Source organism: Kosakonia oryziphila (assembly GCF_900094795.1).
GTDB lineage: Bacteria > Pseudomonadota > Gammaproteobacteria > Enterobacterales > Enterobacteriaceae > Kosakonia > Kosakonia oryziphila.
The window spans coordinates 1-11,752 of record NZ_FMBC01000034.1 but is presented as its reverse complement, the minus strand read 5'-3'; the positions used below and the strand labels follow the sequence as shown (position 1 = coordinate 11,752).

General features: G+C 53.8%; 11 protein-coding genes and 1 tRNA gene. 2 read left to right on the top strand and 10 right to left on the bottom strand.

Annotation, left to right across the window (positions count from 1 at the left end):
- Positions 1-60: 60 nt before the first annotated feature.
- The 5 genes from mnmH to ppiB form a co-directional block, all read right to left on the bottom strand.
- Entirely contained in the window at positions 61-1,143 is a 1,083-nt protein-coding gene (mnmH, locus tag GA0061070_RS16015; protein WP_090137045.1) for a tRNA 2-selenouridine(34) synthase MnmH, read from the bottom strand.
- Positions 1,144-1,334: 191 nt separating this feature from the next.
- Positions 1,335-2,402 (bottom strand): 5-(carboxyamino)imidazole ribonucleotide synthase, encoded by a 1,068-nt coding sequence (gene purK, locus GA0061070_RS16010; protein WP_090137044.1) that lies wholly within the window; start codon positions 2,400-2,402, stop codon positions 1,335-1,337.
- A complete protein-coding gene (gene purE / locus GA0061070_RS16005) occupies positions 2,399-2,908 on the bottom strand; it encodes a 5-(carboxyamino)imidazole ribonucleotide mutase (protein ID WP_090137043.1) in 510 nt (169 codons plus the stop codon). The genes purK and purE overlap by 4 nt, the downstream gene beginning before the upstream one ends.
- 130 nt (positions 2,909-3,038) lie before the next feature.
- A complete protein-coding gene (gene lpxH / locus GA0061070_RS16000) occupies positions 3,039-3,761 on the bottom strand; it encodes a UDP-2,3-diacylglucosamine diphosphatase (RefSeq protein ID WP_090137042.1) in 723 nt (240 codons plus the stop codon).
- Between the two features lie 2 nt (positions 3,762-3,763).
- Positions 3,764-4,258, bottom strand: a complete 495-nt coding sequence (ppiB, locus tag GA0061070_RS15995; protein WP_090137041.1) for a peptidylprolyl isomerase B — start codon at positions 4,256-4,258, stop codon at positions 3,764-3,766.
- Between the two features lie 173 nt (positions 4,259-4,431).
- Between ppiB and cysS the strand changes: the two genes are divergently transcribed.
- Positions 4,432-5,817 carry a cysteine--tRNA ligase gene (gene cysS, locus GA0061070_RS15990; protein ID WP_090137040.1) on the top strand — a complete coding sequence of 462 codons (1,386 nt, stop codon included), beginning with the start codon at positions 4,432-4,434 and terminating at the stop codon, positions 5,815-5,817.
- A 246-nt stretch (positions 5,818-6,063) separates the two neighbouring features.
- Here cysS and GA0061070_RS15985 read toward each other — a convergent pair whose 3' ends face one another.
- From GA0061070_RS15985 to folD, 5 genes are all read right to left on the bottom strand, one after another.
- On the bottom strand, positions 6,064-6,585 hold the full coding sequence (locus tag GA0061070_RS15985; RefSeq protein WP_090137039.1) for a metal-dependent hydrolase: 522 nt from the start codon (positions 6,583-6,585) through the stop codon (positions 6,064-6,066).
- A 238-nt stretch (positions 6,586-6,823) separates the two neighbouring features.
- Positions 6,824-7,840 carry a Mal regulon transcriptional regulator MalI gene (malI, locus tag GA0061070_RS15980; RefSeq protein ID WP_090137038.1) on the bottom strand — a complete coding sequence of 339 codons (1,017 nt, stop codon included), beginning with the start codon at positions 7,838-7,840 and terminating at the stop codon, positions 6,824-6,826.
- Positions 7,841-7,921: 81 nt separating this feature from the next.
- Entirely contained in the window at positions 7,922-9,421 is a 1,500-nt protein-coding gene (locus tag GA0061070_RS15975; RefSeq protein WP_090137037.1) for a PTS transporter subunit EIIC, read from the bottom strand.
- Positions 9,422-9,714: 293 nt separating this feature from the next.
- The gene (ybcJ, locus tag GA0061070_RS15970; protein ID WP_043954536.1) at positions 9,715-9,927 is read right to left on the bottom strand and encodes a ribosome-associated protein YbcJ; all 213 of its coding nucleotides are present in this window, start codon (positions 9,925-9,927) and stop codon (positions 9,715-9,717) included.
- Between the two features lies 1 nt (position 9,928).
- Entirely contained in the window at positions 9,929-10,795 is an 867-nt protein-coding gene (gene folD, locus GA0061070_RS15965; protein ID WP_090137036.1) for a bifunctional methylenetetrahydrofolate dehydrogenase/methenyltetrahydrofolate cyclohydrolase FolD, read from the bottom strand.
- Positions 10,796-11,545: 750 nt separating this feature from the next.
- Between folD and GA0061070_RS15955 the strand changes: the two genes are divergently transcribed.
- Positions 11,546-11,622: transfer RNA gene (locus GA0061070_RS15955), tRNA-Arg, on the top strand.
- Positions 11,623-11,752: the final 130 nt, after the last annotated feature.

Genomic DNA, 11,752 nt, shown 5'->3' with positions numbered 1-11,752 from the left:
GCTGGATCTGGATTGATATCCATGAGTGGGTTCATCTGGACGGCTTACTCACCTGCATCACTACTGGTGAGTTTGTGCCGCCAGCCAGGCGGCCGTTTCATTGAAATCGCCGCGGAAGATAATATCTTTCGTGCGCTTTTCTAACTGATAGCGATACATCGGGTCGTAATACTCTTCAAGCAGTGGCGCGAGCCAGGCAAAGTGCACGCTTGTGTTACCAGTGCGCTGCTGTTGAACCAGCGCTTCCTCCAGGCTGGCGCTAAGCTGTACGAAACGCTGTAACCCAAGACGGCGACGAATCGCAAACAGACCGTGGCGCAGATACTCTGCATAAGCCAACCAGCCTGCTTCTTCACCATCACGCTGGATAAAGGCTTGTGACATCTGTAAAAAATAGTCGTTACGCAGACGCTCAAGCCGTTGCTCAAACGGTTCTTCCACCACAGCCAGCGGTGATTGCGCCATTCGCTCCCGCAGTATCGCTGGCAGATGGTTCGCGCCAATCGCATGACCTTCATCCTCCAGCAGCCAGAAGGCGGGGGATGTTTGCAGCAGTGCCGCAGCCAGTTGGTTTTCAAAACTGGCCTGCGAATGTTGCGCTTGCAGCGTGCGGCCAAACGATGAGCCGCGATGTCGGGCAAGCCCCTCAAGATCGATCCCGTTTCGCCGGGATGCCACCAGTAATGTTTTGCCGCTGCCCGTACAGCCGCCAATCAGCAACAGCGGGCGCTGCAAACGCTGCTGTGTCGCTTCTATCGCCGCCTGGCGTAGTGCTTTGTAGCCGCCGGTGACCAGCGGATAGTCAACCCCTCGCTCACGTAACCACTGCTGTACGATGTGCGAACGCTGGCCGCCGCGCGCACAACAGAGATAGCCACGTGGATTTTTCGCGCAGGCCTGTAGCCATGCCTGTATGCGTAGTTCTCGTAATTCGCCCTGAACCAATTGATGGCCCAGACGCAACGCTGCTTCCGGCCCCGCTTTTTTGTAGCAGGTGCCGACGGCAGCGCGCTCACTGTCATTCATCAGCGGCAGGTTAATGGCGCCAGGCATGGCACCCTGTTGAAACTCAACCGGTGCGCGGACATCAATAAGGGGAGTGGTATCACGCAGGATAGCCAGGTAATCCGTTGTGTTGTTCATGGGGCTTCCTTCTGCAAAACGCGGGCGGTAACCGCCGCGTGCAGATTTTACGCCCGAAGCCACGGAGATCAATGGCGGAAGCTAAACGCTTTTTGAATAAGTATCAGGATGTCTGCACTATATTCCGGCACAGCGCCCATATTTATCTTTTGTAAAACGCTGGCGATGGTCGCCAGCGTACGGAACCAGGATTATTGCAGTTTTGACTGCGCCCAGGCGATGCTGCTGGCATATTCCGGCGGCAACAGTGGAACCAGCGCTTCCAGCGTGGCGCTCAGACGGGCGGTATCGCTGTCGTTGAGGTTCAGGTGACCCACTTTACGCCCCGGACGCACCTCTTTGTCGTACCAGTGCAGATGCACCAGCGGCAACTTCAGCCAGTCGTAATTGAGATCGCTGCCAATCAGGTTGATCATCACTGACGGGCTGTTGACCACTGGTGGCGGCAGCGGTAAATCTACTACCGCGCGCAGATGCAGTTCAAACTGGCTGATTGAGGCGCCGTTTTGCGTCCAGTGGCCGCTGTTATGAACTCGCGGCGCCAGCTCGTTAATCAGCAGCCCGGACGGGGTGACAAAGCACTCCATCGCCATCACGCCGACGTAGTTCAGTTCGTGCATGACCGCCGAAAGCATCTCTTCGGCTTGCTGCTGCTGTTCGGCATTGGCCTGTGGGAAAACCACGCTGGTACGTAAAATGCCATCCTGATGCAGATTGTGCGTCAGCGGATAAAACACGGTGCTGCCATCATGGCCACGCGCGCCAACCAGTGACACTTCACCTGAAAAATTGATGCCCTGCTCGACGATACACTCGCCGTAGCACTCTTCCGGCAGTTGATCGGTATCGGCAGCCCGCAGACGCCACTGGCCGCGACCGTCATAGCCGCCGATGCGGCGTTTGACGATAGCCAGCTCGCCCAGACGCGAAAACACGCCCGGCCACTCGTTTTTCTCCGCCAACAGTTGCCATGGCGCGGTGGCGAGTTGCAGCTTGTCAAAGAGTTGTTTCTGTGTCAGACGATCCGCAATCACCGGGAATACATCGCGGTTTACAAACGCCGGGTGACGTGCCAGTTCGCGGGTCAGCGCCGTTTCCGGCCAGCGTTCAATTTCCGCCGTGATCACGCTCTGCTGAAACGGTACCGCTTCCGGTGCCGCGTCCAGCCCGACCGGCCACACTGCAATGCTCAGTGGCTCACCAGCCTGGCGCAGCATGCGGCCAAGCTGGCCGTTACCTAATACGCAAACCTGTTTCATGCCGCACCCCGGGGGTCCGGATTATCCAGCACTTCATCAGTCTGAGTTTGGCGCCACTGTGCCAGACGCTGATGCAGCGCAGTATCATGCTGGGCGAGAATTTGCGCGGCCAGTAGCGCTGCGTTTGCTGCGCCAGCTTTACCAATCGCCAGCGTCCCAACAGGGATCCCGCGTGGCATCTGGACGATAGAGTAGAGGCTATCAACGCCGCTCAGTGCAGCGCTTTGTACTGGTACACCCAGCACCGGCACCAGCGTTTTGGCCGCAATCATCCCAGGCAAATGTGCTGCGCCGCCAGCACCGGCGATAATCACCTGAAAACCATTTTGCTCCGCGCCTTCGGCGAAGCTAAACAGTTTATCCGGAGTGCGGTGTGCAGAGACGATTTCAACATGGTGCGGGACGTTCAGGGTATCAAGGATTTCTGCGGCGAACTGCATGGTTGCCCAGTCGCTTTTCGATCCCATAACAATGGCGATGCGCGCCGGTTGGTTGCTTGAAGACATGCGTCTCAAAACTCCTGTGGGTGTACTTCAGACGACAAAAGAGGGCACAGAGAATAGCACGTAAAATGGCGAAGGAAAACGGTTGCGTGGCGATGTGTTGCGCATTTGCCAGCGATGCTGGCGTTGCTAATCAGAAGGGAAAAAAGAGCAGTTCGACACCGGTTTCGCTGACGCGCACCATTGAACCTTCGCTGTGCCAGGCACCGAGAACGGCGCGGTAAGCCGGAGCGTTATTGGCCGTCAATTCATGCACAGCCGGGCGGTGCGTATGGCCGTGAATCAACCACTGAGCACGGTGCTTTTCCATCACGTCGATAACGGCTTGCTGGTTCACGTCCATGATCTCAAGTGATTTACTGCTGTTAGCGGCTTTACTTCCGGCGCGCATTCTTGCGGCGATACGACGGCGGATAAACAGCGGCAGGGCAAGAAACAGGGTTTGTATCAACGGCGTGTGAACTTTTTTGCGAAACGCCTGGTAACCGGCATCGTCGGTACACAATGTATCGCCGTGCATAATCAGTACCTTGCGGCCATACAGGTCGAGTACTTTCGCTTCCGGCAGTAGTTGCATACCGCTTTGGCGGGCAAAGCGTTTGCCGAGCAGAAAATCACGGTTGCCGTGAATGAAGTAACAGGGAACACCGCTTTCAACCAGCGATTTGATGGCGCTGGCGATTTGCTGGTGCAGCGGGTTGGGATCGTCATCGCCGATCCAGGCTTCAAACAGATCGCCGAGAATATAGAGCGCGTCCGCTTTGCGAGCCTCACCGGCTAAAAAACGCAGAAAACCGGCGGTGATCGCCGGTTCTTCTGTTTGCAGGTGCAAGTCTGCAATAAAGAGTGTCGCCACGCTTACTCGCTGACGGTCACGTTTTCAATCACAACGTCTTCTTTCGGAACGTCCTGATGCATACCGCTACGACCGGTGGAAACGCTTTTGATTTTATCAACCACGTCCATACCTTCAACCACTTCGGCGAAGACACAGTAGCCCCAGCCTTGCAGGCTTTCGCCGCTGAAGTTCAGGAAGTCGTTGTCTGCGACGTTAATGAAGAACTGCGCAGTTGCTGAGTGCGGTGCCTGAGTACGCGCCATTGCCAGCGTACCACGGCTGTTTTTCAGACCGTTGTTGGCTTCGTTTTTGATCGCATCTTTAGTGACTTTCTGATTCATGCCCGGTTCGAAGCCGCCGCCCTGAATCATGAAGCCGTTGATAACACGGTGGAAAATTGTGTTGTTATAGAAACCTTCACGGCAGTAGTCCAGGAAGTTTTTAACTGTTTCAGGCGCTTTATCGTCAAACGTTTTGATTACGATGTCGCCGTGATTAGTGTGGAAAGTAACCATTATTGCATCCTGTTCTGATAGTGTAGTGCGCAGACCCGCCAGTGGGTCAGAGATAGTCGCCTGTTATAGCATAACCGCGAGGTGGGATCACCTTGCAAAGTGTGCTGCTTCGGGGTTGAATTACAGGTAATATATGCGGTTTTCGTTCCACACACGTCCAAATGGAATCTTCGATGTTAAAAATCTTTAATACACTGACGCGCCAAAAAGAGGAATTCAAACCTATTCATGCCGGAGAAGTCGGCATGTACGTGTGTGGTATCACTGTTTACGATCTGTGTCATATCGGCCACGGCCGCACTTTTGTTGCCTTCGACGTGGTTGCTCGTTACCTGCGTTTTCTCGGCTATAAGCTGAAGTATGTGCGTAACATCACCGATATTGACGATAAAATTATTAAACGTGCTAATGAAAACGGCGAAAGTTTTGTTGCGCTGGTCGATCGTATGATCGTCGAGATGCATAAGGATTTTGATGCGCTCAATATCCTGCGCCCGGACAGCGAACCGCGCGCAACGCACCATATCCATGAAATTATTGAAATCACCCAGCGCCTGCTGGAACGCAAGCATGCCTATGTTGCTGACAATGGCGACGTGATGTTCTCGGTGCCGACGGATCCGACTTACGGCCAGCTTTCGCGCCAGGATCTGGATCAGTTGCAGGCAGGGGCACGCGTTGAAGTCGCAGAAGTAAAACGTAACCCGATGGATTTCGTGTTGTGGAAAATGTCCAAGCCGGGCGAGCCGAGCTGGCAGTCGCCGTGGGGCGAAGGCCGTCCGGGCTGGCATATTGAGTGCTCCGCGATGAACTGCAAACAACTGGGGTCACATTTCGATATCCACGGTGGTGGTTCTGATCTGATGTTCCCGCATCACGAAAACGAAATTGCCCAGTCGACCTGTGCGCACGATGGTGAATACGTGAATTACTGGATGCACTCCGGCATGGTGATGGTTGACCGCGAGAAGATGTCTAAATCGCTGGGCAACTTCTTTACCGTGCGCGACGTGCTGAAGTATTACGACGCGGAAACCATCCGCTACTTCCTGATGTCCGGCCACTACCGCAGCCAGTTGAACTACAGCGAAGAGAACCTGAAACAGGCACGCTCTGCGCTGGAGCGTCTGTACACTGCACTGCGCGGCACGGACAGCGCAGTGCTGGCGGAAGGCGGCGAGGCGTTTGAAGCGCGTTTCGTTGAAGCAATGGATGATGATTTCAATACGCCGGAAGCCTACTCGGTGCTGTTTGACATGGCGCGTGAAGTGAACCGTCTGAAAACGGAAGATGCGCATGCGGCTAATGCGCTGGCGTCACATATGCGCAAGCTGGCGGGTGTGCTTGGTCTGCTGGAGCAGGAGCCGGATGTTTTCCTGCAAAGCGGTGCACAGGCGGGCGATGGCGAAGTGGCAGAAATCGAACAGTTGATCCAGCAGCGTCTGGATGCGCGTAAAGCAAAAGACTGGGCGGCGGCCGATGCGGCGCGTGACCGTCTCAATGAGATGGGGATCGTGCTGGAAGATGGCCCACAGGGCACCACCTGGCGTCGTAAGTAACAAAAAAGCGGCTTTTGCCGCTTTTTTTACCTCTGGCGTATTTTTCTCTGCCATTCGGTAGCGAGCGCCGGATGGCGTTTATCCTGCCTGCACAACACAGGTTAACGCGAAAACCGTACGCAGTACGTGAGGATTACTCGCTTCGCTCGCCCTAAAGGGCCGCCGCAAGCGGCGTTCAAAATGCCATAACATTTTGTGTGAGCACTGCCCAGGACCAAAATGGCAAATAAAGCCTAATGGGGGCTCTTAACGCCTGCGCCACCACAAGAACCCCATCACTATCGCGCCCGGTAGCCATACCCACAGTAGCTCCGAAATGATCACCTGGTGCCCGTACGGCGTGGTGTAGCGTGACAGGGCAAACGGCGCGACTTTAATCACCTGCCAGGGCGCAAAGAAGCGTTCTTCTGACCACGGCCACAGCCAGCTGACGCCTTTACCTCCGGTGGTTATTGAATCCAGCAGGCTATGTGATAACAGCGAAACCGTTAAAAATACCCAGCAGCGCAGCAGACTGGTTTTAAACCATTTTCGCCCAAACCACGCGACCAGCAGCGGTACAACAAAGGCAAACAGCAGCGAGTGGGTAAATCCGCGATGACCAAAAACATTACCGTAGGCGACGCCAAACTTGAAGGCTAACACATCGGCATCCGGCAGCATCGCCAGCGCGATCCCCGCCACTAATAACCCGCGCGGAATGACCTTATTTCCGAGCCCTAAGCCCAGGCACAGAGGAACGGCGGCATGAGTGACGATCGTTGGCATAGGGTGTCTCCCTGAACAAAAGCGAGATTATAACGATTGCGCGAACAGGAATGACTGCGTGCTTTTCCGAATCTATCAGCGACCGCATAAATTTTATGGCGAATTTTCATGTAGATGGCAAATATCCATGCCAGTTTTTTCTGCGCTCAGGAAGCGAGAAAAATCATAAAAAACCAGCAGCCGATAGGCGGGTGCATCATTAACAACGCTTCGATTTACGCGATGACGCCGCGGCTAATTACGCTGACTCGCGAGCGATAAGCTGCCCGGAGAGCGTAATACGCTGGGTTTGCAACTCTGGTTCTTTCAGTTTGCGCAGCATCAGTCCGGCGGCCTGGCGCCCGGTCTCTTCGCTGGCAGAAGAGACATAGGTGAACGAGGGCGAGGTGAGATTGACGTGCAGCATATCCTCAAACCCTATCAGTGCAACTTGTTGAGAAAGAAAGACATCTTTGCCGATGGTGCGCCCGGTGTGGTGAATCCCGGATATCGAGCCAATCATCGCCGCCGGGGAGTGACAGAGCAGGGCGGTGATGGTGTTGTTATTTTCCAGCAACTGACGGGTGGCGTAGCTTGCCGCCCGGGTATCGTCGCTGCAATCTGGCGTTGAGCCTTCACGTAGCACCAGCCCATACTGGCTCATCGCACTGCGAAAACCCAGCAGCCGCTGCTGGCGAAGTAAATCGCCCTCAACCCCGCCAATATAGGCAATGCTGCGGTGTCCGCGTTCAATCAGGTAGCGCGTCGCCAGGCTCGCCGCCTGCCGGTTATCACGCATCACCAAATCGCAGTTTTCGTTGAGCAGTGACTGTGAAACGACTACCAGCGGTAGCTGGCACTGGCGGATCTGTTCAGGCAGCGAGGCGCTGCGTGTATCCGAGGCCAGATAAATCACGCCCGCCACGCCTTGCTGCTGGAAGGAGAGCAGGCAGCGTTCCAGATGTTCACCATCATTAAGCGGCTGGCCGAGGAATACCATATACCCCTGCTTTTCCAACTCCTGAACGATACTTGCCATTACTTTGATGGAAAAGCTGTCGCTGAAATCGCGCAGAATAAGTCCAATCAGGTTTGAGGTGTTGGCGCGCAGGTTAGCCGCTGCGACGTTTTGCACATAACCAAGTGCCGCGATCGCCGCATGAACTTTATCGATCGTAGCTTCTGAGATTTTCCCTTTCTGACGTAGCACCAGCGAGACGGTGGAGACGGAAACGCCCGCCTGTTTTGCGACATCAATAATACTGACTTTCTTCAACTCTGCTCCCTGAATTTCCTGCTTATCCGCCGGGTTAGCGCCTCAGATAGCCTACCGCAGAGGCGCCAGTCCGGCATATTATTATTTGCCGATCATCGTGGACATGGTTTGTGCGATAAATTGTGCCCTCGCGCCAAAAATCACCTGAATACCGCTGTCGCCAACGAACACCACGCCGCGTGCGCCCAGCCCGTTAAGACCATCTTTATCCACCATTTCGCTCTTTGCCACTTCGAGGCGCAAACGGGTGATGCAGGAACCCACGGAGTCAATATTCTTCGAGCCACCCAGCAGGCCGATAATTTCAGTGGCCAGTTCGTCATCGGTTTTATCGTCTACCACGGTGGTCACGTCGGTACGACCTGGCGTTTTGACATCAAAACGGCGGATCACAAAGCGGAAGGTGAAGTAATAAATCAGCGCCATCGGAATACCGACAATAATGGCATTCAGGAAGTGGGTCTGATAGCCATTAAACGAAGGCAGAATGCCGAACGACAGGTAATCAATAAAACCAGCAGAGAACGATTTGGCGATGTGCGCATGCAGCAGGTACATCGTCATATAGGCCAGGCCCGCCATGATGGCGTTAAAGACATAGAGGATCGGGGCAACAAAGATAAAGGTAAATTCAACTGGTTCGGTGATCCCGGTCAGGAAGCAGGTCAGCGCCGCCGAGAAGAGGATACCGAAAGCGATCTTTTTGTTGCGGGTCTGCGCTTCGTGGTACATCGCAAGGCAGGCAGCCGGAAGCGCGAACAACATCAACGGAAACTCACCCTGCATAAATTTCCCGGCGTTCTGGTAGGTGTCACTGCTGAATGATTTCACCCCTTCTTCCAGCATCTTGAACCAGATAGTCTGGTCGCCGTGGATTATCTGGCCGGACTGTGTGGTGTAATCGCCAAACGAATACCAGAATGACGGATACCAGATGTGGTGCAGACCGAGCGGGATCAACGCGCGTTCTACCAGCCCGAAAATAAAGGTCGAGGCCGCCTGGTTATCGCCGTTGACGATCACCGACAACGCATCAATACCCGCCTGGATGTGTTGCCAGACATACGGCAGTAGCAGGCCGAGTACAAATGACAGGAACGCCGTAGCAATGGCGACAAAGCGTTTGCCGGAGAAGAAGCCGAGAAACTCCGGCAACTGCATAGTGTGGAAACGGTTATAGCACCAGGCGGCGAGAATACCGCAGATCAGGCCACCAAAAACGCCCATTTGCAGCGTCGGGATCCCAACCACCATGGCATATTTCCCACCCTGCGAGGCCATCTCCGGCGTAATGCCTAACATGGTGCCGATGGTGATGTTGGTAATAAACACCGATACCGCCGCCGACAGCGCCGCGATCCCGGATTCGGAGGCCAGTCCGACAGCAGAACCGATGGCGAAAAGCATGGGCAGGTTATCAAAAATGACGCCGCCTGCGTTCATCATCAGCGGCAGATGAAATTTGTCGCCAAAGGCCAGTAATAAGCCCGCAGCCGGTAACAGCGAGATCGGCAGCATCAGTGCGCGACCAATCATCGATAACTTAGACAGCGATTTAACAAACCCTGATATCAGACTCATGCTGATTTCCCCCGATATTGCGCATTTTGCGCGTTATTATTGTCAGTAGAACGTTTTAGTAGAACGTTCTACTTATCGTGAGATAAGGGTGAAAATGCTGCAACTAAATTTTCACATTCAGCCAGATCAATTAATGATTATTTGATGTTGATCGGTAATAAACCATGATGATTGCGGGGTGATTAAAGGTGATTAAATAAGAAAGGCCGGACGGCGACTATTGCCTTACCCGGCCTGGAAACACGTAATTTGCAGGTGCTGGTAAGTACAGCGCCATCCGGTATTTTAGATGTTCAGGCGGTGACGGTCACACTCTGGCCGTCAAAACTCACCGTCTGACCGGCGACGATTTTACAGCGTTTGCGCGTTTCCACCGCGCCATCCACATTAACCAGACCTTCAGCAATGGCGATTTTTGCTTGCGCGCCGCTCTCGCTCCAGCCTTCCAGTTTCAGCAGATCGCACAACTCTACGTGCGGATGTTTACCCAGGGAAAATGTTGCCATCTTATGCGCCTTCTACATCATTATATTCTTCACACGCTTGCAGCGTGTTCTGGATCAGGGTGGCGACGGTCATCGGGCCGACACCGCCCGGAACCGGGGTAATATACGCCGCCCGGGCCGCAGCTTCTTCATAAATCACATCGCCGACCACTTTGCCGTTTTCCAGGCGGTTAATGCCGACATCGATAACAATCGCGCCCTCTTTAATCCACTCGCCAGGAATAAAGCCCGGTTTACCGACCGCGACGATCAGCAGATCGGCGTTCTCAACGTGATGACGCAGATTTTTGGTGAAACGGTGTGTCACGGTGGTGGTGCATCCCGCCAGCAGCAGTTCCATGCTCATCGGGCGGCCGACAATATTGGACGCGCCGATTACAACGGCGTTGAGGCCGAAAGTATCAATGTTGTAGCGCTCCAGCAGCGTCACGATCCCGCGTGGTGTGCAGGGACGTAGACGCGGCGCGCGCTGGCACAGGCGACCCACGTTATACGGATGAAAACCGTCAACGTCTTTGTCTGGCGCGATACGTTCCAGCACCTTCACATTGTCGATCCCGGCGGGTAGCGGCAATTGCACCAGAATACCGTCGATGGTGACATCAGCGTTCAGCTTGTCGATAAGTTCCAGCAGATCAGCTTCGCTGGTGGTTTCAGGAAGATCGTAAGAGCGGGAGATGAAACCCACTTCCTCACAGGCTTTGCGCTTGCTACCGACATAAATTTGCGATGCCGGGTTGCTGCCAACCAGTACGACTGCCAGGCCTGGGGCGCGTTTCCCGGCCGCAACGCGCGCCCGTACTTTTTCTGCAACCTCAGAGCGCACCTGCTGCGCAATCGTTTTACCATCAATAATCTTTGCTGCCATCAGAGAGAGGATTCCATCTGTCGTTTCAACTAAGGGGGATGTGACTATTTTGTCAGAAGCGCAGCGTGCTGTCAGTTATCGTTTGCGTATTTCACCTGCAAAGAGGAGGGCAGAGAGCGGAAAATGTCCCGTGAAGTCCCGTTTTTAACGAAATTTCAACAAGTCATCTCCCTCAGTATGTGTGGGGCTACGCCAGGCATTGCAACGTATGACGCGCTATTTGCTGATCCATTCGAATACTCTGAGCTGGTTATTTCTTCGATCCTATTAAGAATCCCCACAGGAAAGTTAAAGTTCCGATGGATATTTTCTTGTTCATTACGCGTCTACTTTATTGCGGTGGTAATTGTTCTGTCCGCAGAGATTAATGTTAGGGTGTTTTCCGCGAGAGAGGGAAAACACAGGGAGTGAATATCGACTGAATTATATCTTTACAGGAAGAAGATGTTTTAACTGGTATTAAGTGTCGTCAGGAATCAAACGGTATTTGGCAGGAGAGTGAAGCCGGATGTGCGTATTCATGGCGCGCTGGCAGAAGGCTGAGTTCGTAGCCGTAGAGTGCATCGTTATAGAAAGGCACGGAAAAGAAGTCATTAGCCGTGAGGAATTGGCCTGAAAACAGGAAGGATGGCGCAAAAGTACCCTCAGCCGTTTATTAAGCAAGCAGACAGCGGAAAATACATTGACTCATCAGGCGCTGACCGTATAATTCCAGCCGTTTCCACCGCAAAGGTGGAACATCCGCGCAATGCGCCCTTAGCTCAGCTGGATAGAGCAACGGCCTTCTAAGCCGTAGGTCACAGGTTCGAATCCTGTAGGGCGTACCATTTCAAATCAATAAGTTACGTTTGTTTTGGTGGGTGTGGGAGTGTTAGAAATTCTGTGTCATTCCAGTAATATACAATCAAAAAGGAATGACACATGTCCCAGCCCTTCGATTTTGACAAAGCACTTAAG

Coding starts and splice junctions, on each gene's coding strand:
- mnmH (WP_090137045.1), bottom strand. CDS start 1,143: ATGAACAACACAACGGATTACCTGGCTATCCTGCGTGATACCACTCCC.
- purK (WP_090137044.1), bottom strand. CDS start 2,402: ATGAAACAGGTTTGCGTATTAGGTAACGGCCAGCTTGGCCGCATGCTG.
- purE (WP_090137043.1), bottom strand. CDS start 2,908: ATGTCTTCAAGCAACCAACCGGCGCGCATCGCCATTGTTATGGGATCG.
- ppiB (WP_090137041.1), bottom strand. CDS start 4,258: ATGGTTACTTTCCACACTAATCACGGCGACATCGTAATCAAAACGTTT.
- cysS (WP_090137040.1), top strand. CDS start 4,432: ATGTTAAAAATCTTTAATACACTGACGCGCCAAAAAGAGGAATTCAAA.
- GA0061070_RS15985 (WP_090137039.1), bottom strand. CDS start 6,585: ATGCCAACGATCGTCACTCATGCCGCCGTTCCTCTGTGCCTGGGCTTA.
- GA0061070_RS15975 (WP_090137037.1), bottom strand. CDS start 9,421: ATGAGTCTGATATCAGGGTTTGTTAAATCGCTGTCTAAGTTATCGATG.
- ybcJ (WP_043954536.1), bottom strand. CDS start 9,927: ATGGCAACATTTTCCCTGGGTAAACATCCGCACGTAGAGTTGTGCGAT.
- folD (WP_090137036.1), bottom strand. CDS start 10,795: ATGGCAGCAAAGATTATTGATGGTAAAACGATTGCGCAGCAGGTGCGC.